The 26,410-nt window shown below is 73.9% G+C and carries 29 protein-coding genes; 12 read left to right on the top strand and 17 right to left on the bottom strand.

From position 1 onward, the window contains the following. Positions 1–74 precede the first annotated feature (74 nt). Complete coding sequence (locus IEZ07_RS15165) at positions 75–494, top strand: NUDIX hydrolase (protein WP_191895329.1); 420 nt, start codon at positions 75–77, stop codon at positions 492–494. Here IEZ07_RS15165 and IEZ07_RS15160 read toward each other — a convergent pair. After that, the gene (locus tag IEZ07_RS15160) at positions 457–3,021 is read right to left on the bottom strand and encodes a beta propeller repeat protein (protein ID WP_191895328.1); all 2,565 of its coding nucleotides are present in this window, start codon (positions 3,019–3,021) and stop codon (positions 457–459) included. The genes IEZ07_RS15165 and IEZ07_RS15160 overlap by 38 nt on opposite strands. Before the next feature lie 1,122 nt (positions 3,022–4,143). Between IEZ07_RS15160 and IEZ07_RS15155 the strand changes: the two genes are divergently transcribed. Both IEZ07_RS15155 and IEZ07_RS15150 read left to right on the top strand, forming a co-directional pair. Further along, a complete protein-coding gene (locus IEZ07_RS15155; protein WP_191895327.1) occupies positions 4,144–4,803 on the top strand; it encodes a hypothetical protein in 660 nt (219 codons plus the stop codon). Further along, positions 4,803–5,390, top strand: coding sequence for a DUF6529 family protein (locus tag IEZ07_RS15150; protein WP_204054376.1), 588 nt, complete (start codon positions 4,803–4,805; stop codon positions 5,388–5,390). The genes IEZ07_RS15155 and IEZ07_RS15150 overlap by 1 nt, the downstream gene beginning before the upstream one ends. 73 nt (positions 5,391–5,463) lie before the next feature. Here IEZ07_RS15150 and IEZ07_RS15145 read toward each other — a convergent pair whose 3' ends face one another. Continuing rightward, positions 5,464–6,405: an HpcH/HpaI aldolase/citrate lyase family protein gene (locus IEZ07_RS15145; RefSeq protein ID WP_191895326.1), complete on the bottom strand. Its 942-nt coding sequence runs from the start codon at positions 6,403–6,405 to the stop codon at positions 5,464–5,466. 157 nt (positions 6,406–6,562) lie between these two features. Between IEZ07_RS15145 and IEZ07_RS15140 the strand changes: the two genes are divergently transcribed. Together IEZ07_RS15140 and IEZ07_RS15135 are read left to right on the top strand one after the other, a co-directional pair. After that, entirely contained in the window at positions 6,563–7,132 is a 570-nt protein-coding gene (locus tag IEZ07_RS15140; protein ID WP_191895325.1) for a biotin transporter BioY, read from the top strand. Positions 7,133–7,196: 64 nt separating this feature from the next. After that, a complete protein-coding gene (locus tag IEZ07_RS15135; protein ID WP_191895324.1) occupies positions 7,197–7,550 on the top strand; it encodes a hypothetical protein in 354 nt (117 codons plus the stop codon). 123 nt (positions 7,551–7,673) lie between these two features. On the opposite strand, the gene IEZ07_RS15130 is transcribed toward IEZ07_RS15135, so the two are convergent. Further along, entirely contained in the window at positions 7,674–8,621 is a 948-nt protein-coding gene (locus tag IEZ07_RS15130; RefSeq protein WP_191895323.1) for an EamA family transporter, read from the bottom strand. A gap of 129 nt (positions 8,622–8,750) precedes the next feature. Here IEZ07_RS15130 and IEZ07_RS15125 point away from each other — a divergent pair, with 129 nt between their 5' ends. Together IEZ07_RS15125 and IEZ07_RS15120 are read left to right on the top strand one after the other, a co-directional pair. Beyond that, a complete protein-coding gene (locus IEZ07_RS15125) occupies positions 8,751–9,986 on the top strand; it encodes a magnesium transporter MgtE N-terminal domain-containing protein (protein WP_301549324.1) in 1,236 nt (411 codons plus the stop codon). Beyond that, a complete protein-coding gene (locus IEZ07_RS15120; protein ID WP_204054378.1) occupies positions 9,983–10,489 on the top strand; it encodes a DUF1003 domain-containing protein in 507 nt (168 codons plus the stop codon). Before IEZ07_RS15125 ends, IEZ07_RS15120 begins: the two co-directional genes overlap by 4 nt. Positions 10,490–10,568: 79 nt before the next feature. Here IEZ07_RS15120 and IEZ07_RS15115 read toward each other — a convergent pair whose 3' ends face one another. Next, positions 10,569–11,039: a MarR family winged helix-turn-helix transcriptional regulator gene (locus tag IEZ07_RS15115; RefSeq protein WP_196469876.1), complete on the bottom strand. Its 471-nt coding sequence runs from the start codon at positions 11,037–11,039 to the stop codon at positions 10,569–10,571. A 257-nt stretch (positions 11,040–11,296) separates the two neighbouring features. Here IEZ07_RS15115 and IEZ07_RS15110 point away from each other — a divergent pair, with 257 nt between their 5' ends. Continuing rightward, positions 11,297–12,439: an Mrp/NBP35 family ATP-binding protein gene (locus IEZ07_RS15110; protein WP_068901354.1), complete on the top strand. Its 1,143-nt coding sequence runs from the start codon at positions 11,297–11,299 to the stop codon at positions 12,437–12,439. A gap of 142 nt (positions 12,440–12,581) precedes the next feature. Here IEZ07_RS15110 and IEZ07_RS15105 read toward each other — a convergent pair whose 3' ends face one another. From IEZ07_RS15105 to sigE, 5 genes are all read right to left on the bottom strand, one after another. Next, on the bottom strand, positions 12,582–12,956 hold the full coding sequence (locus tag IEZ07_RS15105) for a sec-independent translocase (protein WP_191895322.1): 375 nt from the start codon (positions 12,954–12,956) through the stop codon (positions 12,582–12,584). Positions 12,957–13,120: 164 nt separating this feature from the next. Beyond that, positions 13,121–14,716 (bottom strand): S1C family serine protease, encoded by a 1,596-nt coding sequence (locus IEZ07_RS15100; RefSeq protein ID WP_191895321.1) that lies wholly within the window; start codon positions 14,714–14,716, stop codon positions 13,121–13,123. 267 nt (positions 14,717–14,983) lie between these two features. Beyond that, positions 14,984–15,532 carry an anti-sigma factor family protein gene (locus IEZ07_RS15095; protein WP_191895320.1) on the bottom strand — a complete coding sequence of 183 codons (549 nt, stop codon included), beginning with the start codon at positions 15,530–15,532 and terminating at the stop codon, positions 14,984–14,986. Then, positions 15,529–15,663 (bottom strand): hypothetical protein, encoded by a 135-nt coding sequence (locus tag IEZ07_RS35680; protein ID WP_255529847.1) that lies wholly within the window; start codon positions 15,661–15,663, stop codon positions 15,529–15,531. The genes IEZ07_RS15095 and IEZ07_RS35680 overlap by 4 nt, the downstream gene beginning before the upstream one ends. Beyond that, entirely contained in the window at positions 15,660–16,292 is a 633-nt protein-coding gene (gene sigE / locus IEZ07_RS15090) for an RNA polymerase sigma factor SigE (protein ID WP_068901348.1), read from the bottom strand. The genes IEZ07_RS35680 and sigE overlap by 4 nt, the downstream gene beginning before the upstream one ends. Before the next feature lie 171 nt (positions 16,293–16,463). On the opposite strand from sigE, the gene IEZ07_RS15085 reads away from it, so the two are divergent. Next, positions 16,464–17,114 (top strand): O-methyltransferase, encoded by a 651-nt coding sequence (locus tag IEZ07_RS15085; RefSeq protein WP_191895319.1) that lies wholly within the window; start codon positions 16,464–16,466, stop codon positions 17,112–17,114. A 144-nt stretch (positions 17,115–17,258) separates the two neighbouring features. Here IEZ07_RS15085 and IEZ07_RS15080 read toward each other — a convergent pair whose 3' ends face one another. Further along, positions 17,259–18,818, bottom strand: a complete 1,560-nt coding sequence (locus IEZ07_RS15080) for a leucyl aminopeptidase family protein (protein WP_191895318.1) — start codon at positions 18,816–18,818, stop codon at positions 17,259–17,261. 150 nt (positions 18,819–18,968) lie between these two features. Beyond that, positions 18,969–19,136, bottom strand: a complete 168-nt coding sequence (locus IEZ07_RS15075) for a DUF3117 domain-containing protein (RefSeq protein WP_068901342.1) — start codon at positions 19,134–19,136, stop codon at positions 18,969–18,971. A 191-nt stretch (positions 19,137–19,327) separates the two neighbouring features. Between IEZ07_RS15075 and IEZ07_RS15070 the strand changes: the two genes are divergently transcribed. After that, positions 19,328–20,110, top strand: coding sequence for a PaaX family transcriptional regulator (locus tag IEZ07_RS15070; RefSeq protein ID WP_068901341.1), 783 nt, complete (start codon positions 19,328–19,330; stop codon positions 20,108–20,110). 86 nt (positions 20,111–20,196) lie between these two features. On the opposite strand, the gene IEZ07_RS15065 is transcribed toward IEZ07_RS15070, so the two are convergent. Beyond that, a complete protein-coding gene (locus tag IEZ07_RS15065) occupies positions 20,197–20,742 on the bottom strand; it encodes a DNA-3-methyladenine glycosylase I (RefSeq protein WP_068901339.1) in 546 nt (181 codons plus the stop codon). Continuing rightward, positions 20,739–21,380: a hypothetical protein gene (locus IEZ07_RS15060; RefSeq protein WP_191895317.1), complete on the bottom strand. Its 642-nt coding sequence runs from the start codon at positions 21,378–21,380 to the stop codon at positions 20,739–20,741. The genes IEZ07_RS15065 and IEZ07_RS15060 overlap by 4 nt, the downstream gene beginning before the upstream one ends. Positions 21,381–21,464: 84 nt before the next feature. Here IEZ07_RS15060 and IEZ07_RS15055 point away from each other — a divergent pair, with 84 nt between their 5' ends. Next, positions 21,465–21,875 carry a hypothetical protein gene (locus IEZ07_RS15055; RefSeq protein ID WP_191895316.1) on the top strand — a complete coding sequence of 137 codons (411 nt, stop codon included), beginning with the start codon at positions 21,465–21,467 and terminating at the stop codon, positions 21,873–21,875. Here the strand turns inward: IEZ07_RS15055 and IEZ07_RS15050 are convergent. From IEZ07_RS15050 to dapE, 3 genes are all read right to left on the bottom strand, one after another. Further along, positions 21,852–22,439 (bottom strand): LOG family protein, encoded by a 588-nt coding sequence (locus IEZ07_RS15050; protein ID WP_191895315.1) that lies wholly within the window; start codon positions 22,437–22,439, stop codon positions 21,852–21,854. The two genes, IEZ07_RS15055 and IEZ07_RS15050, sit on opposite strands and share 24 nt — an antisense overlap. Positions 22,440–22,448: 9 nt before the next feature. Next, positions 22,449–23,243 carry an LOG family protein gene (locus tag IEZ07_RS15045; RefSeq protein ID WP_191895314.1) on the bottom strand — a complete coding sequence of 265 codons (795 nt, stop codon included), beginning with the start codon at positions 23,241–23,243 and terminating at the stop codon, positions 22,449–22,451. Between the two features lie 323 nt (positions 23,244–23,566). Then, positions 23,567–24,628: a succinyl-diaminopimelate desuccinylase gene (dapE, locus tag IEZ07_RS15040; RefSeq protein WP_191895313.1), complete on the bottom strand. Its 1,062-nt coding sequence runs from the start codon at positions 24,626–24,628 to the stop codon at positions 23,567–23,569. Between the two features lie 253 nt (positions 24,629–24,881). On the opposite strand from dapE, the gene IEZ07_RS15035 reads away from it, so the two are divergent. Beyond that, on the top strand, positions 24,882–25,703 hold the full coding sequence (locus tag IEZ07_RS15035; RefSeq protein WP_191895312.1) for a hypothetical protein: 822 nt from the start codon (positions 24,882–24,884) through the stop codon (positions 25,701–25,703). On the opposite strand, the gene IEZ07_RS15030 is transcribed toward IEZ07_RS15035, so the two are convergent. Beyond that, a complete protein-coding gene (locus IEZ07_RS15030; RefSeq protein WP_068901328.1) occupies positions 25,700–26,401 on the bottom strand; it encodes a DUF4178 domain-containing protein in 702 nt (233 codons plus the stop codon). The genes IEZ07_RS15035 and IEZ07_RS15030 overlap by 4 nt on opposite strands. Positions 26,402–26,410: the final 9 nt, after the last annotated feature.

The following is a 26,410-nucleotide window of genomic DNA, read 5'->3' as shown; positions in this document are numbered from 1 at the left end:
GCCTACCCACGGTGCTCTTCTGATGACCGGTCAGTCAAGAGTGCAGTCCGTTATGGAGCCGTAATCTTGTTCAGGTGCGCGTAAATTGTGTGGGGGCGATCATCTCCGATGATTCCCGGCGGCTGCTCCTCGTCCGCCGCGGCCGCCCGCCCGGCGAGGGGCTCTGGTCGGTTCCCGGCGGCCGGGTGGAGCCCGGCGAGTCCGACGCCGAGGCGGTCGTCCGGGAGGTGGCGGAGGAGACCGGGCTGACGGTCTCGGTCGGGCCGCTGGCGGGCACGGTGGACCGCCCCGGCCCGGAAGGCGTGGTCTACGAGATCCGCGACTACCTGGCCGAGGTCGTCGGCGGCGTGCTCGTCCCCGGCGACGACGCCACCGACGCCCGCTGGTTCGACCCCGGCGAGCTGCCCCGCCTGCCCCTGGTCTCCGGCCTGCTGGACGCCCTCACCGGTTGGGGAGTCATCGGTCCGCCGCCAGGGTCGACCGCCACAGGGTGAGGTGGTCGGCGTCGTAGGTGGTGGACCGGCCCAGGGCCACCACCTGGTCGCCGGAGACCGCGACGGCGCCGAGCCACTGGAGGCCGCCACCGGCGAGGTGCCCCTGGGTGGGCGTGTGCAGCTGCCAGGACCGCCCGTCCCCTGAGGTCCACACCGCGCTGTCCCCCTCCCCCCGAGCGCCCTGCCGGCCCACCGCCACCACCCCGTCCTGGGTCGCCGCCAGGTCGTGCACGGCGGCCGCCTGGTCGGCGGGGAGCCAGACCGTCTCCCACGTCGCCCCGTTGTCCCGGGAGACGGCGCCGAACGCCCGGCTGCCCTCGGCGGTCTCCGCGGCGCCGATCGCGACGGCCTGCCCGCCGTACGTCACCACGTGCCGCAGTCCCGCCGACGTCGCGCCGACCGGGACGACGGGCTTGCGCGCGGTCCAGGTGACGCCGTCGGCGGAGACCCACACCACGCCGGTCTCGTGCCCCGCCGTACCGGAGCCGCCGACGGCCATGTAACCGGACGAGGTGGGCGAGACGTCGTGCAGGCGCACCCCCGCGCCGCCCGCGGGCAGCCCCGCCGCCCGGGTGAAGCGCTTCAGGTCGGCGGAGAACCACAGGACGGGGACGGCGGTGGCCGCGCCCCGTTCCTCACCGGCCAGGACGTAGCCGGACGGGCCGGCCGCGACCACGTGCGGGGCGAGGAAGTCGCGGTCGCCCGCCGGTCTCAGCGCATCCGCGGCCGGGACCCGGCGCCAGTCGCCGCCGTCGGCGGAGGTGACGAGCAGTGGCTCCGTCGAGGAGGCTCCGCTCATGGTCCCGCCCACCGCCAGCCAGCCCTTCCTGCCGTACGCCACGTCGCCGAGGGCCTGCCGGTGCGCGCCGCCGAGGATCTCCGCCGGTCCCGCCGCCTGCCATTTCTCCCCGTCCGGACTGCTCCAGATCCCGGCGTCGCCGAAGACCGAGCCGACGGCGACGAACCGGCCCTCCCCCGCGGCCACCCGGGCCGTCTCGCGGGCGGCCCGGACCAGGCCCCGGATCTCGGACAGGGGGACCGCCTTCGCCTTGCTCCCCTTGGCCGCCGTGATGAGGACGAGCCGGTTGTCCACCTCGGCGGCGCGCTCGTCGCCGCCGACGACGAGCGTGCCCGTGCCGGAGACCGCCAGAGCCCGCAGCGAGCCGGGCAGCCGCCCGAGGTCGGCGGCCCTGGTCCACTCGCGGCCGTCCGCGCTGGTGTGCACGGCGTAGCGTTCCAGGCCCGTCTCGGTGACCGCGGCCACCCCCTCGGGGGAGGAGGTCAGGCGCTTGACGCCCGATCCCTGCGCGTCCAGTCCCGTGATGGCGCCGCAGGCCTCCCACTTCCCGCCGTCCGCCGAGCAGTGGACCCGTACCTCCCCCTTGGCGCTGCGCTGCTGGAGCGGGACCAGGACGAACCCCTTCCGGGCCACGGCGAGCGTGCCCGGCTGCGCGACGACGCCGTCCAGCGCCACTCCGGACGGCAGCCAGGACCTCCCGCCGTCGCCGGAGCGCAGGACGACCGAGCCCGGACCGCCCTGGGCCGGATCGGCCAGCGCGACCACGGCGTCCCCCCGGGCGGCGACCGCCCTGAGGCCGCGGATCCTGTCCGGGGCGCCGATGTCGCGCGTCTCCACCCTGGTCCAGCTCCGCCCGTCGGGCGAGGTCCAGGCGGCGGCGCCCGAGGTGCCGTCGCCGAGGACGGCGGTGCCGACCGCCACGAAGCCGGAGGAGGTCCGGGCCAGGTCCGTGATCCTGTCGCCGCTCGCGAACGCGGTCAGTCCCTCGGCGTCCACCGCGCTCCAGCGGTGGCCGTCGACGCTGCTCCACAGTCCCACGGTGAGGCTCCCGGCGGGCCCTCCGGTGCCGGACGGCTCGTTGCCCGCCGCCAGCCACCGGCCGTCGCCGCCCGCGACCAGCCCGACCGTGGCCGGTCCGCCCTCCTGGCCCGCGAACCCGGTCACCTTCCCCAGCCGCCAGGTCGTGCCGCCGTCCGGCGAGACGAGGAACAGCGGCCGGGGGACGGGGCTGGTGGTGTCGCTGCCGACCGCCACCACGGTCGGCCCCACCGCGGCGACGGCGTTGAGCACCTGGCTGGAACCGTCGCCGCCGCCGTCGACGGGCGAGGCGAAGGTCCCGTCCGCCGGTTGGAAGTCACCGCCCGCCAGGCGCAGTCCCGTGCCCAGCGAGTCGCTCACCCAGCCCCACAGCGCCAGGCCCCCGCCGACCGCCGCGGTGAGGACCAGGACCATCACCAGGGGGACGACCAGCCGGCGTCCACCCCTGCCCCGCTTCGGGCTGGAACGGCGCACGGCCGAGGGCGCGGCGGCCGGCCGGTGGCGTCCTCCGCCCGGTCCGCGCCGGGGCGGACCCTGGGCCACCAGGAGGTCCGGCCGCGCCGGTCTTCCGGCCGGCGGGCGGCCGACCCGCCGCACGGGCTCGAAGTCGTCCTCCCGCTCGGGCGTCCACCCGGCGGGCTCCCCCGACGGCGCGGCAGGCGGCTCGGACTCCGGCCCGGGCACGGTCACGGCCTGGGGCCGCTTTCCCGGGTCATCCTGCGGGTCGTCCCGAGGTTCGTCCTGCGGCCTCCGGACCCGGCGGGGAGGTCCGGACGCCACCAACCGGTCCGGCCGGTTCGCCGTTCCCCGGCGCGGCCGGGACTCCGCTCCCGGTTCCGGCGCGGGAGGAACCGGCTCGGCGGGAGCGGACGCCACCAGCCTGTCGGGGCGGCCCGCCGCTCTCCCGCGCGGGCGGGACTCCGCTCCCGGTCCGGTGGCGGAGGCTCCCGTCGCGTGCCGGTCGGCGGAGGACGCCTCAGCGGGGCCCGGCGTTTCGGAAGGGCCCCGCCCCGCCGAGGGGTCCTCCGGCTCCGCGGAGCCCGGCGACGACGAGGCGGCCGCGGCGGGCGAGGCGTACGGCTGGGCGTAGGGACGGCGGCGGCCGGCGGCGGGCGCCCGGGAGGAGGCGGGGAGATCGGCCTCCTCCGGCGCGGGAGCCGCGAAGGGCGGCGCCACCCAGGGGGAGGAGAGCGGGAGGCCGCGGGGACGGCCGTCGGAGGGACCGGGGGGGAAGTGCTGGATCGTCGGCGGAGAATGGGGGCTCGGAGGCTCCTGGGACGGGTCGGGCCTGCGGAACCCGTGCGGCTCCTGGGACTGCTGGGACTCCGCTCCGTGCGGCGTTCCACCGGACGCGCCGCCGCCGTCCGCCGGCCGTTCTCGCGAGCGCGGGTCGTGAGGGCCCGAGGCCACGCTCAGCACCTCCTCGAAGGAAGCCTACGCATCCGGATCCGCTGATTCCGGACCGTTCCAGTCGTCTTCAACGCCCGACCGCAATCCCTTATGGAAACGGCAAATCGCACGCGACCCTACTACTACCCCGTCCCATTGAAACGATCACCTCTCGCCGTCGCGCGACCCCGGCGGGGCGCCCCATCCAGAGCAACACGCCGGAGCCCTCCTGGCGAGACCTCTCTAGCGAGATTCATCGGCCCGGCGCCGGATTCGTCACCGCCAGAAATGGCAAATCCGATTTCGACCAGTCCGGGGAGCACATGAATCTCTCCTCTCCGCCCCAGTGCGCATTACTTCACAGACACTGCGGCCGGTGGGAGCTTTCATGAGGGCAGGAAACCCCGACCCCAGGGAGCGAACATGAAACGGCTGGGGCCCGTACTCACGCTGGCGGCCGGCGCGGCGACGACCGTCGCGCTCGGCGCGCTCAGCGCCACCACCTCGCCGCCGGCCCGGGACGCCGGCGCGGCGGGCGGGCCCGCCGCGGTGGCCGAGGCCACCTCGGAGGCCTCTGCCGCGCCCGCACCGTCCAGGACCGCCAAGCCCGTCCCCGCCAAGGCCGACTACGCGGGCCGGGTCCGCGGCAACGGCGGCCTCATCGCCGTCTCCATCCGCAACGGCAAGGCCGTCGGCTACTTCTGCGACGGCAGGGTCGAGGCCTGGCTCCGGGGGAAGGCCGCCGACGGCAAGGTCGTCCTGACCGGACCGGAGGGAGCCTCCCTCACCGCCGCGCTCGGCGGCGGCAGGGCCACCGGAACGCTGGAGTTCGGCTCGAAGGAGTGGGACTTCACCGCGCCGACGGTCAAGAAGCCGTCGGGCCTCTACCGGGCCAGCGCGATCGTCCGCGGCGCGAAGGTCCGGGCCGGATGGATCTACCTCGCCGACGGCACCCGCGTCGGCCTGACCCTGGTCGACGGCGCGCCCGCCGACGTCGCCGTCCCCGAGCCCGGGGAGAACGCGACCGTCAACGGCGAACAGGTCGATCCCAAGGACGTCGACGAGTTCATCGAGGAGTTCTGATGAGCGGCACCCCAGCGAACGGCACGGCGGACGACACGCAGGCCCTGCGGACCCCGCCCCGGCAGAACCTCGCCCCACTGCTCGTCCCGCTCGTCGTCGGCGGGCTGGTCGCGGTCGCGCTCGGCGTCTACGGACGCGCCCACACGCCCACCGGCTTCGCGGTCGGCCCCGCCGGGTTCTCCGGGCCGCTGGCCATGAAGTCCTGGCTCACCACCGGCGCGTTCCTGCTCGCCGGGGTCCAGGTCTTCTCCGCGCTGGTGATGTGGGGCCGGATCAGACTGGACGTGCCGTGGATCGGCGCCCTGCACCGCTGGTCGGGCCGGGCCGCGTTCCTGCTGACGATCCCGGTGGCCTTCCACTGCCTGTACGCGCTGGGCGCCCAGTTCGACGTGACCCGCGTGCTGGTCCACTCTCTGCTGGGCTGCTTCTTCTACGGCGTGTTCACCGCGAAGATGCTGGCCCTGCCCAAGCGCGGGCTGCCCGGCTGGACCCTCCCGCTGCTCGGCGGGCTGGCGTTCACCGCGCTGGCCGGCCTCTGGGTGACCTCGTCGCTGTGGTTCTTCACCACGATCGGGGTCAAGCTGTAGGCGGGGTGCGGGCCGCCGCGGTGCTCCGCCGCCGTCGGAGTCAGGCCGCCGCGGTGCTCCGCCGCCATCGGGATCAGGCCGCAGGCGGGGTGAAGGCGGTGGTGCGCGGCAGCCCGGCCGCACGGCCCTTGGCCGCCACCACCAGCGCCATCTTCCGGGACGCCTCGTCGATCATCTCGTCGCCCAGCATGACCGCGCCGCGCCGCTCCACCGTCGTGTAGTACTCGTACGCGTCGAGGATGAGCTCGGCGCGGTCGTAGTCCTCCTGGGACGGCGAGAAGACCTCGTTGGCCACCTCGATCTGCGTCGGGTGGAGCACCCACTTGCCGTCGAAGCCGAGGGCCGCCGAGCGCGCGGCCACCCGCCGGTAGCCGTCCAGGTCCTTGATGGCGAGGTAGGGCCCGTCGATCGCCTGCAGGTCGTGCGCGCGGGCGGCCATCAGGATCCGCATCAGGATGTAGTGGTAGGCGTCGCCCTCGGTGTAGCCCGGGGGCTGCTCGCCGACGACCAGCGTCCGCATGTTGATCGAGGCCATGAAGTCGGCGGGGCCGAAGACCAGCGTCTCCAGGCGGGGCGACGCGGCGGCGATGGCGTCCACGTTGACCAGGCCGCGGGCGCTCTCGATCTGCGCCTCGATGCCGATCCGGCCGACCGGCAGCCCGTTCGCCCTCTCGATCTGGGTCAGCAGGGTGTCCAGCCAGGCCACCTGCCCGGCGTCCTCGACCTTGGGCAGCATCAGGCAGTCGAGGAACGCCCCGGCGCCCTCGACCACCTCGATCACGTCCCGGTAGGTCCACTGCGTGGACAGGTCGTTGACCCGGATCACCCGGACCCGGCCCGACCAGTCGCCCTCGCGCAGCGCGGCCACGATGTTCCCGCGCGCCTCCTCCTTGGCCAGCGGCGCGACGGAGTCCTCCAGGTCGAGGAAGACCTCGTCGACGGCCAGGCCCTGCGCCTTCTCCAGGAACCGGGGGCTGCTGCCGGGGACCGCCAGGCACGAACGTCGGGAGCGCATGGCCACACCGTAGCGGGCGCCCGGCAGATTCCGCGGACGGGGGCGCTGTCGCGCCCGCACAAACTCCGACCCCTGTTTCTTGGCGCACCCCTTGAGCGGACCACGGGCCGGATGTCCGAATAATGGAGAGCACGCTTCGGCAAAGGGAGACGAAACGATGGCAAACGCTTCTCCGGTGGCTCAGCCCGCCGTACTGTCCGACCTCATCCCGGGTGCCCGGGTCCGCGACGCCGCGCTCGTCGTGGGCGGCGCCGCCCTCACCGGCCTGGCCGCCCAGCTCGCCTTCCCGATGTGGCCGGTCCCGGTCACCGGCCAGACCTTCGCCGTCGTGCTGGTCGGCGCGGCCCTCGGCATGAACCGCGCGGCGCTGAGCATGGCCCTGTACATGCTCGTCGGCATCGCGGGCGTGCCGTGGTTCGCGGGCGGCGCCTCCGGCTTCGGCGGCCCCACCTTCGGTTACGTGCTGGGCTTCATCGCCGCCGCCGCCCTGGTCGGCAGGCTCGCCGAGCGCGGCGGCGACCGCACGGTCGCCCGCACGGTCGGCACGATGGTCCTCGGCAACCTGACGATCTACGCCTTCGGCCTCCCGGTCCTCATCGCCACCCTGGGCCTGGGCCTGGGCGAGGCGCTCGCCGCCGGTGTGATCCCGTTCCTGGTCGGCGACGCGATCAAGATCGCCGTCGCGGCCGGGCTGCTTCCCGCCGCGTGGAAGCTCGCCCGCCGCTGACCCGTCCCGATCGTGTACGGCCCGCGCCCGGGGCTCGCAAGGGCGCGGGCCGTACATTCGTGTCATGAGTGTGATCGAGGAGGGCGCGAAGAAGTCGGGCGTGCTGTGGCTCTCGCTGGACCGGCCCCGGCTGGCCTGGCACACCTGGCACGACGGCGCGATCTACGTGGTCACCGGCGGCGGCGAGCAGTCGCTGCCCGGGCTGACCGAGGCCGGCCGGGTCCAGGTGACGCTACGCAGCAAGGACAACGGCGCGCGGCTGGTCGCCTTCGACGCCTCGGTGGAGGTGGTGGACCAGGCCGAGGCCGCCGACGCGGTGGCCGCGCTGGCCAAGGACCGGCTCAACGCCGCCGACGGCGCGGGCCTGACGGCCCGCTGGGCCGCCGAGTCCCAGGTGGTACGGCTCACGCCGCGGTGACCGGTCCCCGGCCGCGCACGGCCCGCCTCCCGGCCGCGGGCGGCCCGCCTCCGCGATGACCGTCTCCGGGCCGGAGGCGGTCCACCCCCACGGTGACCGCCTCCCGGTCGCGGGCCGTACGGCTCACCCCGCCGCGACCGGCTCCGCCACCCCGCCCGTCCGGGCCGGCAGCTCCGCGGTGGCCCGCTGGGCGAGGTAGGCGCCCGTCAGGACGATGAGGCCGCCGAGGATCTGGAAGGCGCCCAGGGCCTCGCCGATCAGGAACCAGGCGATCACCGCGCCGGCGATGACCTCCAGCGAGGCGACCGTGGAGCCGACCGCGGCCGACAGGCGGCGCACCGCGGTGACGCCGAGGATGTAGGCGGCGACCGTGGCGACCACGATCATCCAGAGCGCCGCCGCCGCCACCGGCAGCACGGGGGCGTCCGGCGACGGCGAGACCGCCTCGCCGAACGCCTCCCACGGGATGTCCCACGGCCGGGAGACCGGGACGAGCACGACCGCCGCGCCGACCAGGCCCCAGGCGATCAGGCCGAGCGGGTCGACGTCGTCGCCGAAACCGTCGCTGAGCAGGAAGTACCCGGCGCAGCACGCCGCGGCGCCGAAGGCCAGCAGCAGGCCGAACGGGTCCAGGCTCAGGCCCGACCAGACCTCCACCACGATGCCGAGCCCGGCCACGGCCACCACCGCCCCGGTGAAGGCCGCCCGCGGCAGCCGTACCCGGCGCACGAAGCGCACCCAGAGCACCACGAACACCGGCGCGGTGAACTCGATCAGCAGGGTGACGCCCACCGGCAGCCGGGTGATCGCCGCGAAGTACAGCGCCTGCACGCCCGCCACCGCGACCACCGCGTAGGCGCCGAAGAACGGCAGCCGGGCGCGCGGGATGCGCAGCGCCCGGGGCCTGACCGCCGCGAGGATGCCGACGAGCAGCAGCCCGGCCCCGGCCATCCGGACCCAGACGGACTCCAGCGGCGCCAGCCCGCCGCCGCCGAGGTACTTGGCCATCGGTCCGGAGAACGCGAAGCACCAGGAGGACGCGAACGCGATCAGCAGGCCGGCACGCCTCATGTGACACCATCCATGTAACTACCGTTTGCGAGCTTTGATGCTGTCACGCTGAGGAGGCCAGGGCAAGAAATGTCCGGCATGTGAGCGTGCCTCGGCCCCCTGTCCCGGACCACCGCCTACGCTTCGAATGTGAGGATCTTCATCGCCCGGCTCGCCGGCACTCCCGTCTTCGACCCGGCCGGGGACCAGATCGGCCGGGTGCGGGACGTGGTGGTGACCGTCGCCGGGTCCGCCCCGCCTCACGTGCACGGCCTGGTGGTGGAGATGCAGCCGCGCCGCCGGGTCTTCCTCCCGATCACCCGCGTGCTCACCGTCGAGGCGGGCGCCCTGGTCTTCAGCGGCCGGCTCAACATGCGCAGGTTCGAGCAGCGGGCCTCGGAGACCCTGGTCATCGGCGAGATGCTCGACCTGTCCGTGGAGGTCGACGGCGAGCGCATGACGGTGCTCGACCTCGCCATGGAGAAGACCCGCACCTCCGAGTGGGTGATCACCAAGGTCGCCCTGGCCAGGAGCGGCGGCACGCTCGGCCTGCGGCGGCGCGGCGCGAGCAGGATCGTGGACTGGCGCGAGGTCAGGGGCTTCAGCGCGGTGCAGAAGGACCAGGGCGCGGCGAGCCTGCTGGCCGCCTTCGAGACCATGCGCGCGGCGGACCTGGCCAGCGCCCTGCACACGCTGTCCGACAAGCGGCGGGCCGAGGTCGCCGCCGCCCTGGACGACGTACGGCTGGCCGACGTGCTGGAGGAGCTCCCCGAGCGCGACCAGATCGGCATCCTGAGCCGGCTGCACCCGGAGCGGGCCGCCGACGTGCTGGAGGAGATGCGGCCCGACGACGCCGCCGACCTGCTCCAGGACCTCTCCCCCGAGCAGGCCGAGGCGCTGATGGCGCTGATGGAGCCCGAGGAGGCCGCGCCGGTCCGGCGGCTGCTGGTCTACCCCGAGAACACCGCCGGCGGCATCATGACGTCCGAGCCGCTGATCCTGCCCCCGACCGCCGCCGTCGCCGAGGCCCTGGCGGTCATCCGGCAGCAGGACCACATCCCGGCCGTGGCCACGCAGGTCTACGTGACCCGCCCGCCCGTCGAGACGCCGACCGGCAGGTTCCTCGGCCTGGTGCACTTCCAGCGGCTGCTGCGCGAGCCCCCGTCCACCCTGCTCGGCACGGTCATGGACGACTCGCTCGACCCGATCAGGCCCGACCTCACCCTGAGACAGGTGACGTCCTACCTGGCCACCTACGATCTGGTGGCGGTGCCCGTGGTCGACGACGCCGGCCGGCTCGTCGGCGCGGTCACCGTGGACGACGTGCTCGACCACCTGCTTCCCGGCGACTGGCGGGAAGAAGAGGACCGCGGAGGGAACCCGTGACCGAACGGCTCGACCAGCCCCGCGAGCTGGGCCTGCGCCTGCGCCCGCACTACGACCCGGAGGCGTTCGGGCGGCTGTCGGAGCAGATCGCCCGCTTCCTCGGCACCGCGCGGTTCATCGTCTACATGACGGTGTTCGTCGCGGTCTGGATCCTGTGGAACGTCTTCGCCCCGCAGAACCTGCGCTTCGACCCCTTCCCGTTCATCTTCCTGACGCTCATGCTCTCGCTCCAGGCCTCCTACGCCGCCCCGCTGATCCTGCTCGCGCAGAACCGGCAGGACGACCGGGACCGGGTCCAGAACGAGCACGACCGCAGGGCCGCCGAGCGCAACCAGGCCGACGTCGAGTATCTGACCCGGGAGATCGCCGCGCTGCGCATCGCGCTCGGCGAGGTGGCCACCCGCGACTACCTGCGCTCGGAGCTCCAGCACCTGGCAGAGGATCTCCGCGAGGCGCGCGGGCCGTCCGAACCCGTTCCGGCCCGGCCGAAGGGTCCCCGCTGAACCGCCGGGGCCCGTCCCGTCCGGGAGCACGGCCGGCGGCGCCCCGGCGGGAGCCGCGCCGCCGGGGCGTCTCCGGCCGCTATCCGGCGGCCTCCGGGAACAGCTTGTTCAGCATGGCGGCGCACTGGCGCAGCTCGTCCTCGTCGAACACGTCCAGGAACCGGCTGCGGATGCCCCGCAGGTAGGTGGGGGCGGCCTCGGCCAGCCGGTCGGCGCCGGCGTCGGTCAGCACCGCGAACAGGCCCCGCGCGTCGCTGGCGCAGGCCTCCCGCTCCACCAGGCCGTCGCGCTGGAGCCGGTCGATGAGCCGGGTCAGGCCGCTGCGCGAGAGCAGCACCCGCTCGGCCAGGTCGTTCATGCGCAGCCGCCGCCCGGGCGACTCCGCCAGCTGGTTGAGCACGTCGTAGGAGGCCAGCGCCAGGTCGTGGGCGACCATCAGGTCCGCCTCCAGCAGCCGGGTGATCCGCACCTGGGCCCGCTGGAGCATGCGCCAGACCTCCAGCTCCTCCGAGCCGATGGCATCTCTTGACTCGCCCGCCGTCAGGGTCACGCAGTAACCTTAGAACGTTGCACACGCATCTACATAGCGAATTGTCCGGATCGCGCGACGAGGCGCCCCTGGACCCCCGCCCCGGCGGGTAACAGGACGTCAAAGACGCCTCCGCGGCACCGAGCACCCGGAATTCTTCGCACGCCTCCCGGGTTCATACGATGGACCCGCCCGAGGAACGCCCGGACGACACACAGACAAGGAGGGACGGCATCCCCCGTCGCCCTCACCGGTGGCGGTCTCGTGCCCACACTTCGATGGCACCTACCCCGGAACTCGTGACGGCCGCTCTCGCGACCGTCAACGACCCTGAGATCCGTCGGCCGATCACCGAGCTCGACATGGTCAAGAGCGTCGACATCTCCCCCGAAGGGGTGGTGCGCGTCGGCATCTTCCTCACGGTGTCGGGCTGCCCCATGAAGGACACCATCACCCGCGACGTCACCGCCGCGGTCTCGCGCGTCGACGGGGTGACCGGCGTCCAGGTCGAGATGGACGTCATGAGCGCCGAGCAGCGCAAGGAGCTGCAGACCAAGCTGCGCGGCGACCGGGGACCGGAGAAGGAGATCCCCTTCGCCAAGCCCGGTTCTCTGACCCGCGTCTTCGCCGTCGCCTCCGGCAAGGGCGGCGTCGGCAAGTCCTCCGTCACGGTGAACCTCGCCGCCGCCATGGCCTCCAACGGGCTCAAGGTCGGCGTGGTGGACGCCGACATCTACGGCCACAGCGTGCCCCGCATGCTGGGCGTCTCCGAGCGGCCCACCAAGGTCGAGGACATGATCATGCCGCCGGTGGCGCATGACATCAAGGTCATCTCGGTCGGCATGTTCAAGCCGGAGGGCAACACCCCGGTGGTGTGGCGCGGGCCGATGCTGGACCGGGCGCTGCACCAGTTCCTCGCCGACGTCTACTGGGGCGACCTCGACGTCCTGCTGATGGACCTGCCGCCGGGCACCGGCGACATCGCGATCTCGGTGGCGCAGCGCATGCCGTCCGCCGAGATCCTCGTGGTGACCACCCCGCAGCAGGCGGCCGCCGAGGTGGCCGAGCGGGCCGGGTCGATCGCCGCGCAGACCCACCAGCAGATCGCCGGCGTCATCGAGAACATGTCCTGGCTGCCGTGCCCCCACTGCGACGAGCGGATCTCGGTCTTCGGCGAGGGCGGCGGCCAGTCCGTGGCCGACGCGCTGACCCGCACGCTCGGCGCCCGGGTGCCGCTGCTCGGCCAGGTCCCGATCGACATGCGGCTGCGCGAGGGCGGCGACGAGGGCAAGCCCCTCGTGCTCACCGACCCGGACGCTCCCGCCGCGGCCGAACTGCACCGCATCGCCGCGGGTCTGAGCAAGAAGTCCACCAGCCTCAAGGGCCTCCAGCTCGGTATCTCCCCCACCCGGGGCCGCTGAGCGGGCGTCCGCCGGTCCGTGGTCCGCATCCGCATCCGCGGAGGCACGGGCGGAGCACGGCACGCGAAAAGGAGGCGCCCCCGGTGGGGGCGCCTCCTTTTCGCTTTTCGTGTCTGCCTGCGGCCGCGGCCTGTGCCGTGCCTCAGGTGGCCTCGGAGTCGTACGGCGGGATCTCGCCGTAACCGAGTTCCTCGGCCGCCTCGGCCGCGTACGACGACGGGGCGTAGGCGGGCGTGGCGAGCGCCGCGGCGGAGGCGGCGCCGTTCCAGTCGTCCTCGAGGTCGGCCGTCAGGTGCTTGCGGACGAAGTTCTTCGGGTTGAGGTCCGCCGGGTCGAAGTCGGCGAACTCCGGCCCCAGCCCCACCCGGAGGTCGTCCTTGGCGTTGTTGGCCATCCGCCGCAGGTTGCGCAGCGTCCGGCCCGCCTGCGCGGCCGCCTGGGGGAGCTTCTCCGGCCCGAAGACGAGCAGGGCGATGACCACCAGTGCCGCGACCTCAAACCACCCGAGTCCGAACACGGCGATCTCCTAGCGGCTCAGCACGAGGGAGTGCCCGGCGGATGCGGCCCTTCTCGAGCGCGGGTTCACCGGACCTCCCCTTCAAGGTCAGCGCTCCGGGACGGGTCCCGGAGCGCTTCCAGACTAATGCCCCCGACCGCGCGGACGCTCCCGCGGAGCGCTGGTCAGGAAGGCCGTGGCGTGGGCGTGGCGCGATCGGCCTGCACGATCACGGTGGTCGTCTTCTCCTGCCCGCCCCGCTGGAACTTGACCTCCAGCCTGTCACCGGGAGCCCTGCCCCGGACCAGCGCGATCAGCTCGTTACCGTCCTGCAACGTGAGGCCGTTGACCTCCAGGATGACGTCACCGGGCTTGAGACCCGCCTTGTCCGCCGCCCCTCCGGGCGAGACCGGCGCCTGGCCGTCCTGCGCCTCGCTCCTGATCCGCACCCCGGTGCCCTGGTAGGCCTGGTCGATGAGCACACCGATCCGCGACTTGCTCGCGGAGCCCGTGGTGACCAGCTCCTCGGCGACCCGGCGGGCGTGGTTGACCGGGATCGCGAAGCCGAGGCCGATGCTGCCGCTCTGACCGCCGACCTGCCTGCCGAGGGTGGCGATCGCCGAGTTGACGCCGATCACCTCGCCGCGCGCGTTGACCAGCGGGCCCCCGGAGTTGCCGGGGTTGATGGCGGCGTCGGTCTGGATCGCGCTGAACCAGGTGGTGTCGGAGCTGTTCTCCTCCCCCGCCTGGACCGGCCGGTTGAGCGAGCTGACGATGCCGGTGGTGACCGTACCGGTCAGGCCGAGGGGGGAGCCGATCGCGATGACCGGGTCGCCCACCACCACGTTGTCGGAGTCGCCGAGGGTGATCTCCGGCATGCCGAAGGTGTCGTCCGGCTTGACCACGGCCAGGTCGGACTCGGGGTCGCGGCCGACGATCCTGGCCGCGGTGGACTTGCGGTTGTTGAACTGGATCTGGATCTGCCCGCCGGTCGCCGCAGCCGCGACGACGTGGTTGTTGGTCACCACGTAGCCGCCCTTGATCAGGAAGCCCGAACCGGTGCCCGCGCCCCCGCCGGCCTCGACGGCCAGGGAGACCACGCTGGGCAGCACCTTGGAGGCCACGCCCGCGACCGACTCCGGCGGCCGGGCGGTGGAACCGCCGGAAGCCGCGGGGATCCGGTAGGACGGGTCCACGCCCGAGCCGCTCGGCCGGGTGAGGAGGTAGGTGCCGACGCTGCCGAGCGTCGAGGCGAGCAGCGCGATCACCACCGCGAGGGCGACGAGCGTCCTCGTGCCCGGCCCGCGCTGCCCGGCGGCCGCCGTGGCGCCCGCAGGGCCGCCGGGCGGCGGAGGCGGGGCCCAGCCGGGCCCCATGCCGAACGCCTGCGGAGGCGGGGGCGGCGGAGCCGTCAGGACCGCCGTGTGGCCGGAAGCCTGTCCGTACGGCGGGCCCGCGACCGCGGGCTCCGGGCGCGGGCGGCCCGAGGGGTCACCCCAGCCGCTCTCCTCCGGCGCGTCCACCCAGCCCTCCTGGCGCTGCTGCGCGACCGGGGCCGCCGGCTGCTCGCGGCTCCACCCGCCCGGCGCCGGCGGCTGCCCCAGCTGGCTCCACCCCTCGTCGCCCGGCCGCCCGCCGCCGTGGGGGCCCGTGGTCTCGCCCGCGGGCAGGAAGTCGGGCCGCGAGGACTCCGGAGCCGGGCCCCGCCCGCCGCTGAAGTCCGACGGCGCACGTCCCTCGGCATCGTGCGCCTCGTGGGTGCGGGGATCGTCGGTCGTCATCGGATATTCACTACTCCTTAGCCTCGTATGAGGCCGCTCGCCGGCGGCAGCCAGGCAATCTTCCCCGGAGCTGCATACGAGAGACATAAAGCGCGGTTTGCCCGTCCGGATGCCTCGGATACCAGTATCCCGGAGACTCGCCGTGCACGAGCCGCGACCCCGGCACCCCGCCCCGCCCGGCGGGACTCCGGAAACCCGGAAACACGACCGCCCGCCACCGGCTCCGGGGGCGGGACGCCTCCGGGGGCCCGGTGGCGGGCGGTCGGATCACCTGGCGGGCGACGGCGTCAGCGAGGGGACGGGCGTCGCCGTACCGCCGCGGTGCACCGTGTTCGCGGGGCTCCCGGGCTGGTTGGCGAACATGTCGACCGGCGGCACGCGCGGGTTGGACTCGGCGCCCCCGACGACGAACAGCGTGCCGAGCGCCACCGCCGCGGAGGCGAACCCCACGGCCACGTAACCCGCCCGGCGTGACCGCCGGGCTCCGCCGGCCCGGCCGCGCGGCCGGTTGTCCGGCGGCGCGATGCTGTGCATGCTCGGGATCGGCGCCCCCCCGAAGGTCCGGGGGGCGGGGAAGGGCCGCTCCCGCGGCGGCAGCGGGCCGCCGGGCTCGCCCATCCGCAGCAGCGAGACGGTCAGGTCCATCGGCATCGACGGCCCGTCCAGGGACCGCAGCCGGCTCTTCAGCGCTCGCACGGCGTCGACCTCGGCGCGGCAGTCGGCGCAGAAGGCCAGGTGTGACAGGGCGCGGTCGCGCTCATGGTGGTTCAGCTCGCCGTCGACGAGCGCGGAAACGCGTTCTCCGAGATGACTCATGCCGACTCCTTGCCGAGCGGCTCGTCGTGGCAGTCGCCCTTGGTGATCGGGTCCGGTCCGGGTCCTCGTCTCGCGTGCACGCTTTCGCCCTCGGTCCCGGTCCGTCGCTTCGAATGCCTGTGGTCTGTCATGCGAACTCCTCCCCGCGGGTGATGGTCGGGGGGGATGGCTCGCTGCGGGGCGCGCGGTGCTCCAGCGCGTCTCGCAACTGCGCCCGGCCGCGATGGATGCGGCTGCGGACGGTGCCGAGCTTCACGCCGAGCGTCGCGGCGATCTCCTCGTAGGAGAGCCCCTCGATGTCGCACAGCACGACGGCGGCGCGGAACTCGGGGGCCAGCGCGTCCAGCGCCGCCTGGATGTCGGCGTCCAGGTGGGTGTCGTCGTACACCTGGGCGGGGGACGGCTCGCGCCCGCGCAGCCGCTCGGCCGCGTCGTCGGCGAACCCCTCGAACCTGATCCGCTGCTTGCGCCGCGCCATGTCGAGGAACAGGTTGGTGGTGATGCGGTGCAGCCAGCCCTCGAAGGTGCCGGGCGTGTAGTTCGACAGGGACCTGAAGACCCGGACGAACACCTCCTGGGTCAGGTCCTCGGCGTCGTGGACGTTCCCGGTCAGCCGGTAGGCCAGCCGGTAGACGCGCGCCGAGTGGGTCCGGACGACCTCGTCCCAGGTGGGAGGCTTCCAGTCGGACACGGGAGCATCCACCTGGTGGTCGGGCTCGTCCACCAGCACCCCTCTCTTCGGGACCACCGCTATCGCCATAGTGCCTGGTTTCGTCCCTTCGTGCGCGCTCACTACCCACAGGACCGGCAAACGCCGCTTTAATCCATGCAACGTCCCGCCCGGGGCATGAGTTCCCGATCCGGGCCTCCTCCCTTAGGCTGCGACCCAGCGCCCATGCGACTGTGCACGAGAGAGCGGGAGGAGAGGCCGATGGCAGAGACGCCGACAAGTCCGTTGGAGGCCACTCTGGCCTATGCCGAGGACTTCCATCCCGAGGACGAGATCCTCCGCCTCGCCCGGCAGCGGAGCCTGGAGGTGGGGATCTCCCCGACCTCGCCCAGCGGCGGCGCCGCCCTCTGCTTCCTCGCCAGCGCCGTCAACGCCCGCGCCGTGGTGGAGATCGGCACCGGCTGCGGGGTGTCCGGCCTGTGGCTGCTCCGCGGCATGCGCCCCGACGGCACGCTCACCAGCGTGGACGTGGAGCCCGAGCTCCAGCGCCTGGCCCGGCAGAGCTTCGCCCAGGCGGGTTTCTCCGGCGGCCGCGTCCGCCTGATCACCGGGCGGGCCCTGGACGTGCTGCCGCGCCTGTCCGACGGCGGCTACGACATGGTCTTCTGCGACGGCGCCATGCAGGAGTACGGCGACTACCTGGCCGAGTCCGTCCGGCTGCTGCGCACGGGCGGCGTCGTCGTCTTCGACAACGCCCTCTGGCACCACCGGGTCGCCGACCCCGCCCGGCGCGACCCGGACACCGTCGCCGTCCGCGAGCTGGGCAAGCTGGTCCGCTCCGACGAGCGGCTCCGCCCCCTGCTGCTCCCGCTCGGGGGCGGCATCCTCGCCGCGGTCAAGCTCGCCGGCTGACCCGGCGGCCGGCCGAGTCCCGGCAGGCCGCGGCGCCGAGGACGGCGGCCGCGCCCCGGCGGCTCCGCCGGACGGCCGAGTCCCCGGGTGTGCGACTCCGCCGGGGCGGAACCGCGCCCCGGCGGTCCTCGCACCGCCCCGGCTTCAGCGGCCGGACAGCCACTCCAGCAGCAGACGGACGCCGAAGCCGGTCGCGCCCTTGGCGGACAGGCCCTCGTCCACCGTGCTGCGGCCGACGCCTGCGATGTCCAGGTGCGCCCACGGCCGCCCGCCGGTGAACTCGCGCAGGAACAGCGCCGCGGTGATCGAGCCCGCGCCGTAGGCGGACCCGGCCTCGATGTTGGCCAGGTCGGCCACGGAGGACTCCAGCGCCGGGACGTAGTCGTCGATCAGCGGCATCCGCCACAGCCGCTCTCCGCTGGCCTCCCCCGCCCCGGCCAGCTCCGCGGCCAGCCCGTCGTCGGAGGCGAAGAGCGCTCCCAGGCCCTTGCCCAGGGCGATGCCGATCGCCCCGGTCAGCGTGGCGATGTCCACCATGACGTCCGGGTTCAGCTCGGCGTCGGCGTAGGCCAGGGCGTCGGCCATCACCAGCCGGCCCTCGGCGTCGGTGTTGAGCACCTCGACGGTCCGCCCGCCGTACTGCGTGATCACGTCGCTGGGGCGCTGCGCCGTACCGGAGAAGGAGTTCTCCGCCGCGGCGACCAGGCCGGTGACGCGGACCCGCGCGCCGAGGGCGGCCAGCGCGCCCAGGACGGCGATGACGACCGCGCCGCCCGCCATGTCGGTCTTCATGAACTTCATGCCCTCGGTGGGCTTGAGCGAGAGGCCGCCGGTGTCGTAGGTGATGCCCTTGCCGACGAGGACCACGTGCCCGGTGGCCTCGCCCTCCGGCTCGTAGGAGAGCTGGATGAGCCGCGGCGGGCTCACCGAGCCCTGGCCGACGGCGAGGATGCCGCCGAACCCGCCGGCCCGCAGCTCCCGCTCGTCCCAGATCCTGGTGGCGACGCCCTGCTCCGCGGCGCGCTCGGCGAGCCAGGCGGGGGTCTTCACCGAGGCCGGGGTGTTGGCCAGGTCCCTGGCGAGCGCGACCGCGCCGGCCACGGCCCTGCCCCTGGCGATCCCGGACTCGACGGCCGCGGTCCCGGTCTCCCCGGTCTCCGTCGCGTCGCCGGTCCCGGTCTCCCCGGTCTCCCTCGCGTCGCCGGTCCCGGTCTCCCCCGTCTCCCTCGCGTCGCCGGTCCCCCCGTCGTCCCCGGGGGCTCCGGTGACGAGCCGGATCGAGGCCACCGGCCGGGACGAGGGGGCGGTCTCGCCGATCCGGAAGGTGTAGGCGGCCAGCAGCGCGCCCTCCGTGAACGCGGCCACCGCTGCGGCGGACGCCCCGGGCGGCGGCACGACGGTGATCTCCTCGCGGCCCCTGCCCCGGCGGGTCACCGCCGCGCCCGCCTTGCGCAGCGCGTCGGCCGAGCCGTCGCCGATCCCGTACAGCAGGATCCGGCCGACGGCCTCGCCCCGGGCCACCGGCACCTCGACGATCTCCCCGGCCTCGCCCTTGGCCTCGTAGCAGGCCAGCAGCGCGGCGGCGGGCACGGGCAGCCCGACCGGCGGATCGAGATCCGCCGCGAAGGGCACCGCGAGCAGCGCGGCGTCCTCCGGCAGCCGTGCGGCCGTACTGATCGAGGTCTCCAGGGGCACGTCGCTCATTCCTTCCATCGTGCAGGCCCCGGCCTCGGCACGGGGCCTCGGCGGCTCCGGTGCGGGACCGGGGCGGAACGCCGCGGCCCTGGCGCGAGCCGCCGCGGGGGCGGCCCTGCGGCCAGGGCCGTGTCGTCGGACCGTGTCATCGGGCCGGTGTCAGCCGACGACCTTCTTCAGCTCCTCACCCAGGGCGCCGGCCTCGTCCGCGGAGAGCTCGACGACGAGCCGGCCGCCACCCTCCAGGGGAACCCGCATGACGATCCCCCTGCCTTCCTTGACGACCTCCAGCGGACCATCACCGGTCCTCGGCTTCATCGCCGCCATGCGTGTATCCCTTCCTGCTTCGGGCTCCGGATCTCCGACTGACCCGAGGGTGGCCGACGCATTCACGTCTTCTGTGATGTCCTATTATCCCGCCTCCACGCTCGGAATGGGAACGATCAGGTTCCAGGCCGGTTCCACCGGAGGCCCGATACCGTTGTCCGGGGCCCCCTGCGCCGACCAAACTGGTCCCTGTGAACGCCCGCGCCGCACTCTTCGACCTGTACGGTGACCACCTGCGCTCCCGGGGCGGCCGCGCGTCCGTCGCCGCCCTCGTCCGCCTGCTCGCCCCGTTGGAGATCGCGGCCCCGGCCGTGCGCACCGCCATCTCGCGCATGGTCCGGCAGGGCTGGCTCGCACCCGCCCGGCTGCCTCAGGGCCCCGGCTACGAGGTCACCCCGAAATGCGTGCGGCGGCTCGACGAGGCCGCGCTGCGGATCTACCGGGCCGGGGCCGTCACCTGGTCGGGCCGGTGGCACCTGCTCGTGATCGAACCCGTGCGCGAGCGGCCCCGCCGGGAGCGGCTCAGGGCCGACCTGTCCTTCCTCGGTTACGCGCCGCTGACGGAGGGCACCTGGATCGGCCCGCACCCCTCGCCCGAGCTCGATCCGCTGCTCGCGGGCGAGGAGATCCACGCCGAGCGCTTCGAAGCGGTGCTCGACGGCGACCCCCGGGCGCTCGTCGCCCGCACCTGGGACCTGGACGCCATCGCGGCCGCCTACGAGGAGTGGCTGGCCCGGGCGGTGGAGCTGGTCGACTCGCTGCCGGACGACGCCGACGACGACCGGGTCTTCGCCGTCCGGAGCAGGCTGCTGCACGGCTGGCGCAACTTCCTCTTCCGCGACCCGGGCCTCCCCGCCGAGTTGCTGCCGGGCGGCTGGCCCGGGGACAAGGCCAGGGCCTACTTCGAGCGGGAGGCCGCGCGCCTGCTCCCGGCGGCCTCCGCGTTCGTGGACCGCCATCTCACCGAGCCGTGAGGAGATCCGGGTCCGCCCGGCTCCGGAGCCGACCCGCGGGCCCGGAGCCGGGCGGACCGGCGGGCCCGGAGCCGACCCGCGGGCCGCTAGACCCGGTCCCGGACCCAGCAGTCGGCGACGTGGTCGTTGACCAGACCGATGGCCTGCATCAGCGCATAGGCGGTGGTGGGGCCGACGAAGCGGAAGCCGTTCTTCTTCAGCTCCTTGGCCAGCGCCACCGAGCCCGGCGTCAGGGCGGGCACGTCCGCGCCGGTCGCGGGCGCCGGGGAACCGGGATCGGCGTGGCGCCAGACGAGGTCGGACAGGCCGACGCCGAGCGCGGCCCGCGCGTTGGAGATCGCCGCCTCGATCTTGGCCCGGTTGCGGACGATGCCCGGGTCGGCCAGGAGGCGGTCCACGTCGTCCTGGCCGAACGCGGCCACGGCGGGGATGGAGAAGCCCGCGAACGCGCTCCGGAAGTTCTCCCTCTTGCGCAGGATCGTGATCCACGACAGGCCCGACTGGAACGCCTCCAGGGTGAGCCGCTCGAACACCCGGTCGTCGCCCTCGACCGGGCGGCCCCACTCCTCGTCGTGGTAGGCGATGTACTCGGGGGCGGAGCTCACCCACCCGCACCGGACGAGCGCGGTCACCCGCGCCCCTCCTCGTCCGCAGGCCCGCCCGCCCGCCGCGTGGAGGCGGCGCCGGGCTCCCCGTCCGGCCCCGCCGGGTCGTCCCGCGGGGCCCTCCCGGCCGCCTCCTCGGATCCGGCGCCCTCCGCTCCCCTCCGGGCTCCGGCGCCCTCCGGCTCCTCCGGGTCACCGGGGTCCTCCTGGCCGCCGGGCTCCTCCGGCTCCTCGAGGTCACCGAGAGAGGCTGGAACGGGGGCGGCGCCTTCGCGCGACTCGGCGAGATCCTCGCGGGGGGCGCCGGGCCGGTGCTCGGTGGCCGGCCCGTACGCCGGACCGGCGTGCATCTCCTGCCGCGCCTGGAGCCTGCTCGCCAGCAGCTCCGACACCCGCTGCTCCAGCACCGCGATCCTGGTGTCCCGCTCGCTCAGCGCGGTCGCGGCGCGCTGCAGCGTCTCGTCCACGCTCTGCGTGTGGTAGCCGACCAGGCTCACCGGCAGTTGCAGGGCCATGAAGTCCACCGCGGTGAGCTGCCCGGCGGCGGGCAGGGCGAGCGGGGGCACGTCGGGGGCGAACTCCCTGAGCTCACCGCCCCTCCCCGTGGCGACCAGCACCACGCCGGCGAGAACGGCCAGGGCAGCGAGAACGAGTACGACCAGCACATACGAATCGTGCCACAACTCCCTTCCTCCGGGTCCCGTCCCGCGCATCCGGAAGATCGCGGGGCCAGGACCTATGATCGCCGCATGGCAGATCCCCTGGTGGTCGGAGCGGACGCGGAGGCCGGGCCCGACTGGGTCGAGGCCCACTCGATCGACGAGGTCGAGCGCCTCGTCCGGGCCGGGCGCACCGTCGTCGTCACGCCGTCGGAGCTGGCCCGGTCCTCGGCACGGATCTCCAAACGGGCGGCGGGGCCCGCCGGGGACCCGGCGGGCACGGCGAACGCGGCGAACGCGACAGGCACGGCGGACGCGGCGGCCTCCGAGAAGGCCGGGGACGACGAGGCCGCCGAGCTCGCCGCCGCCGCGGTCTGCGCCTGGCTGGGTGCCAGGGTCTTCCGCACCACCCGCCCGGACCAGGTACGGCTCGCGGTCGCGATGACCGAGTCCCTGGCCGGGAGGCGGCCGCCCGCGCTAGCCCGCCGTGGCCTCGCCTAGTTCGTCCAGGCTCGGCGCCAGACGCCCGGCCGGTTTCTCCAGAAGCTCGAACGCCTCCTCGACCGTGGTGGTCCAGGAGATCGCGTCGAAGACGCCGGCCCGGGTGAAGCCCTCCTCGTGCATGCCCCCCACCAGCTCCTTCAGCGGCGCGTAGAGGCCCCACGGATCCAGCAGGACCAGCGGCTTGTCGTGCAGCCCCAGCGTCCGCGCGGTCCAGATCTCGAAGAGCTCCTCCAGTGTGCCGATGCCGCCGGGGAGCACGAGGAAGGCGTCGGAGCGGGCGTCCATCGCCCCCTTGCGCTCGCGCATGTCGGCGGTGACGATCAGCTCGTCGGAGTCGGTGTCGGCCACCTCGATGTCCACCAGGGCCTGCGGGATCACCCCCACCGTGTGGCCGCCGCCCGCGCGGACCGCGCGGGCCACCGCGCCCATGCACGACACCCGCGCCCCGCCGCTGACCAGCGTGTGCCCGCGTCTGGCGAGCTCGGCTCCCACCTCCTCCGCCAGCCGCAGGTACTTGGGATCGATCCTCTGGCTCGAGGCCAGGAACACGCAGATGAACACCGGACAACCTTATTCCGCGGCGGCCACCGTGCCCTCCGCCGCCTCCTGCTCCTTCTCCAGCTGCTCCGACCTGCCCGCGTCCGCCTCGGCGATGATCCGTACGGCCTCGGCCGGGTCGTCGGTGACCTGGATCAGGTCGACGTCGGCCGGGGAGATCTTCCCCGTGGACACGAGCGTGGTCCTGATCCAGTCGAGCAGTCCGCCCCAGAACTCCGTGCCCAGCAGCACCACGGGGAAAGAAGTGATCTTGCGTGTCTGGACGAGGGTCAGCTCCTCGAACAGCTCGTCCAGCGTGCCGAACCCGCCCGGCAGCGCGACGAAGCCGCAGGCGTACTTCACGAACATGGTCTTGCGGACGAAGAAGTAGCGGAACTCGATCCCGAGATCGACGTACTCGTTCATGTGCTGCTCGAAGGGGAGCTCGATGCCGAGCCCGACCGAGATCCCGCCCGCCTCGACCGCTCCCTTGTTCGCCGCCTCCATGCAGCCCGGACCGCCACCGGTGATCACGGCGTATCCGGCCTCGGCGAGTCCCCGGCCGAGCCGCACGCCCAGCTCGTAGTCGGGCGAGTCCACGGGTGTGCGCGCCGAGCCGAAGACCGTCACCGCCCGGGGCAGCTCGGCCAGCAGGCCGAAGCCCTCCACGAACTCCGCCTGGATGCGCAGCACCCGCCACGGGTCCATGTGCAGCCAGTCGGCCGGTCCGCGCCGGTCGAGAAGCCGCTGGTCGTAGGTGGAATCGGGGACGAAGTCACCGCGGACCACTGCGGATCCCTGGCGGCGCTCCGGACGTGTCTTCTTCATGCGATCACGCTAGCGCCGTCCCGGGAAAAATCTTGAAAATTCTCCGCGAAAACACGGAACCGGATTTCGACGAGCCCGCGTCTAACCGGCGAGGGTGCTGCTCGGGACTGAAAGTGGCTTTCCCCGCCAAATGGCCGGCGAGGAAAGCCACTTTCTCGTTTTCACGGCGACGCTGCGCGTCGCGGCTCGCGGGCCGGTAACCGCCGTCTTCCCTCGTCACGTGCTCGCTTCGCTGCGCGCGCTCCTCAGTCCAGACGACGGAGCCCCCTCGCGGGTCCACGGCGACGCTGCGCGTCGCGGCTCGCGGGTCCGCTCCCGAGGTCTCAGGAGAGCCAGGAGAGCAGGTGCCGCTCGGCTTCGGCGATCTTGGACAGCGAGGCGAACTCCCCGCGCTGGTGGGCCAGGTTCGGGTCGCCGGGGCCGTAGTTGACGGCCGGGACGCCCAGGCCGGAGAAGAGCGAGACGTCCGTCCAGCCGAGCTTGGCCCTCGGCACGCCGCCGACCGCCGTCACGAACGCCGCCGCCACCGGGTGGTTCAGGCCGGGCCGCGCGGCCGGGGCGCCGTCGGTGAAGCGGAGCTCGAACCCGTCGAACACCTCGCGCACGTGCTCGCGCGCCTCCTCCAGCGACAGGTCGGGGGCGAAGCGGTAGTTGACCGTCACCACGCACTCGTCGGGGATCACGTTGCCCGCGACGCCGCCGGTGACGCCGACCGCGTTCAGGCCCTCGTGGTACTCCAGCCCGTCCACGACCGGCGTCCTGGCCCGGTAGGCGTTCAGGACGTCCAGCACGGGCCCGGCGGCGTGGATCGCGTTGACTCCGAGCCAGGACCTGGCGCTGTGCGCCTGCTTGCCCCGGGTGACGACCTGCGCCCGCAGGGTGCCCTGGCAACCGCCCTCGATCACCCCGTCGGTGGGCTCCATCAGCACCGCGAAGTCCCCGGCGAGCCAGCCGGGGTGGTTCCGGCTGAGCCGGAGCAGCCCGTTGCGCTCGGCCTCGATCTCCTCGCAGTCGTAGAAGACGTAGGTCACGTCCCGGTTCGGCGCCTCCAGTGCGGCGGCCAGCTTCAGGGCGACCGCGACGCCGCTCTTCATGTCGGACGTGCCGCAGCCGTACAGCAGGTCGCCCTCGACCCGGCTGGGCAGGTTGTCCGCCACCGGGACCGTGTCGATGTGCCCGGCGATCACCACCCGCTCGCCCCGGCCGAGCTCGGTGCGGGCCACGACCGAGTCGCCGTCGCGCTCCACCCGCAGGTGCGGCAGGGCGCGCAGCGCCTCCTCCACCGCGTCGGCGAGCGCCTTCTCGTTCCCGCTCACCGACTCGACGTCCACGATCCGCGCGGTGAGCGCGCCGACGTCCTGGGTGAGGTCCAGCCGCGTGTCCATGCAGGCGACCCTACAACCGCCCGGCGCCGCCGTCCCGCCCCGTCCCCGAGGCCCGTCCCCGGGGCCCGTTCCCGGGATCCGTTCCCGGGATCCCCGGGGAGGGGTCCCGGGACCCCTCCCCGGGAACGGCCTCAGTACGGCCTCGGGGACGGCCTCAGTACGGGCCCGGTCGCTCGCGGAAGGGCCCGCGGGGCCGGGAGCACCGGGCTCCGGCGGGCCGCGGACCGGTCCGGCGCCCGGTAGGTTCTTCACCGTGCGACGGCGGTTCTCCCCAGGTGTCATCGCGATCATCGCGATCGTGGCCGTGCTCGCGGTGGCCATCACCGTGGGCCTGTTCGCGTTGCTCGACCGGCCCTCGACGGATGAGGGCTGCCGGGTCACCGCCGCCGGGGGCACCCTCGACCTGGAGATCGAGCAGGCCCAGGTGGCCGCGGCCATCGCCGGCGTGGCCCACCGCCGCAAGCTGCCCGAGCGGGCCGTCGTGATCGCCTACGCCACGGGCATCCAGGAGTCCAAGCTGTACAACCTGCCGTTCGGCGACCGCGACTCCGTGGGCGTGTTCCAGCAGCGGCCCTCGCAGGGCTGGGGCACCCCCGAGCAACTGCTCGACCCGGTCTACACCGCCGGCAGGTTCTTCGCGGGGCTGGTCAAGGTGAAGGGCTACCAGAAGATCCCGCTGCACGAGGCCGCCCAGGAGGTGCAGCGCTCGGCCGACGGCTCGCTGTACGCCCAGCACGAGGAGAACGCGAAGATCCTGGCCGCGGCGTTCACCGGGCGGGCGCCCGGCGCGCTGCACTGCTGGTTCCCCCTGGAGGGCGGTGAGACGCCCGTCCCGGCCCCCGCGCCGGCCAAGGCGACCAAGGAGCTGGCCCGCACGCTCGGCGCCGGGACCACCCTCAAGGCGGCCTCCCGGAGGCAGGGCTGGCTGATCGCCTCCTGGTCCCTCGCCCACGCCCAGAGGTACGGCCTGCGCCGCATCGGCTACGACGGCCGTTCCTGGACCGCGGAGGGCGGCGAGGAGCAGGGATGGACGGCCGACCCCGGCGCCTCCCGGGGTGCGGTCCGGATCTCCTAGCCCCTGCTCAGAATCGTGATCGACCCGGGCGGCAGCGACCGGGCGTAGGAGGAGTTCCAGCCCTCGCCCTGCACGCGTTCGAAGGAGAGCAGCCGGCCGTCGGCGGCGCGGTAGTCGGCGAAGTCGAGCAGCCCCCGGTCGGGCATCCCGGTGAAGCCCTCCGAGCGGAACGCCGCGGTGCCCCGGTCGGCGGGGAAGAACTCCACCCCCTCCACGATGATCATCGACTTGGCCGGGACCATCCCCTCGGACGGGACCGGCGTCCACAGCAGCACCTCCAGGTGGGGTGCGTCACCGGGGGCCTGGCCGGGGTGCATCTCGACCGAGAGCCACTGGCGGTGGCGGGTCCCGTCGTCGAGGAGGTACTCCGTCCACTGCACGCCCTGCCGCGACAGGTGCATCGCGCCGAGCACGCGGGCCCGCACGCCCTGGTGGTCGATCGTGTCGCCGACCTTGATCGTGCGGGGGTCGGGGTAGTCGATGCCGACATGGCCCGAGGCCTCGGGTCCGGGCGGCGGAGGAGACGGGGCCGCGGACCGCGGCGGCCCGGCCGTCCCGGCGGGAGCGGTGGTCGCCTCGCCGGACGACGCGGGCCCGGACGTCCTGCGGTCCTGGCGGGTGGTCGCGTAGAACGCTCCCAGCAGCAGGACCGCGGTCAGCACGCTCAGGCCGAGTATCACGGCGACCTCAGGGGTCATGCCGCGCGA

It is taken from the genome of Planomonospora parontospora, from assembly GCA_014647935.1.
Classification (GTDB): Bacteria; Actinomycetota; Actinomycetes; order Streptosporangiales; family Streptosporangiaceae; genus Planomonospora; species Planomonospora parontospora.
Note: the sequence above shows the minus strand (reverse complement) of the source record. Positions and strands in the feature narration are given on the sequence as shown.

Excerpts from the sequence above, each read along its gene's own strand:
- IEZ07_RS15155 (WP_191895327.1), top strand. The coding sequence starts at position 4,144 with ATGAAACGGCTGGGGCCCGTACTCACGCTGGCGGCCGGCGCGGCGACG.
- IEZ07_RS15150 (WP_204054376.1), top strand. The coding sequence starts at position 4,803 with ATGAGCGGCACCCCAGCGAACGGCACGGCGGACGACACGCAGGCCCTG.
- IEZ07_RS15145 (WP_191895326.1), bottom strand. The coding sequence starts at position 6,405 with ATGCGCTCCCGACGTTCGTGCCTGGCGGTCCCCGGCAGCAGCCCCCGG.
- IEZ07_RS15140 (WP_191895325.1), top strand. The coding sequence starts at position 6,563 with ATGGCAAACGCTTCTCCGGTGGCTCAGCCCGCCGTACTGTCCGACCTC.
- IEZ07_RS15135 (WP_191895324.1), top strand. The coding sequence starts at position 7,197 with ATGAGTGTGATCGAGGAGGGCGCGAAGAAGTCGGGCGTGCTGTGGCTC.
- IEZ07_RS15130 (WP_191895323.1), bottom strand. The coding sequence starts at position 8,621 with ATGAGGCGTGCCGGCCTGCTGATCGCGTTCGCGTCCTCCTGGTGCTTC.
- IEZ07_RS15110 (WP_068901354.1), top strand. The coding sequence starts at position 11,297 with ATGGCACCTACCCCGGAACTCGTGACGGCCGCTCTCGCGACCGTCAAC.
- IEZ07_RS15100 (WP_191895321.1), bottom strand. The coding sequence starts at position 14,716 with ATGACGACCGACGATCCCCGCACCCACGAGGCGCACGATGCCGAGGGA.
- IEZ07_RS15095 (WP_191895320.1), bottom strand. The coding sequence starts at position 15,532 with ATGAGTCATCTCGGAGAACGCGTTTCCGCGCTCGTCGACGGCGAGCTG.
- IEZ07_RS35680 (WP_255529847.1), bottom strand. The coding sequence starts at position 15,663 with ATGACAGACCACAGGCATTCGAAGCGACGGACCGGGACCGAGGGCGAA.
- sigE (WP_068901348.1), bottom strand. The coding sequence starts at position 16,292 with ATGGCGATAGCGGTGGTCCCGAAGAGAGGGGTGCTGGTGGACGAGCCC.
- IEZ07_RS15085 (WP_191895319.1), top strand. The coding sequence starts at position 16,464 with ATGGCAGAGACGCCGACAAGTCCGTTGGAGGCCACTCTGGCCTATGCC.
- IEZ07_RS15080 (WP_191895318.1), bottom strand. The coding sequence starts at position 18,818 with ATGAGCGACGTGCCCCTGGAGACCTCGATCAGTACGGCCGCACGGCTG.
- IEZ07_RS15075 (WP_068901342.1), bottom strand. The coding sequence starts at position 19,136 with ATGGCGGCGATGAAGCCGAGGACCGGTGATGGTCCGCTGGAGGTCGTC.
- IEZ07_RS15055 (WP_191895316.1), top strand. The coding sequence starts at position 21,465 with ATGGCAGATCCCCTGGTGGTCGGAGCGGACGCGGAGGCCGGGCCCGAC.
- IEZ07_RS15045 (WP_191895314.1), bottom strand. The coding sequence starts at position 23,243 with ATGAAGAAGACACGTCCGGAGCGCCGCCAGGGATCCGCAGTGGTCCGC.
- dapE (WP_191895313.1), bottom strand. The coding sequence starts at position 24,628 with ATGGACACGCGGCTGGACCTCACCCAGGACGTCGGCGCGCTCACCGCG.
- IEZ07_RS15030 (WP_068901328.1), bottom strand. The coding sequence starts at position 26,401 with ATGACCCCTGAGGTCGCCGTGATACTCGGCCTGAGCGTGCTGACCGCG.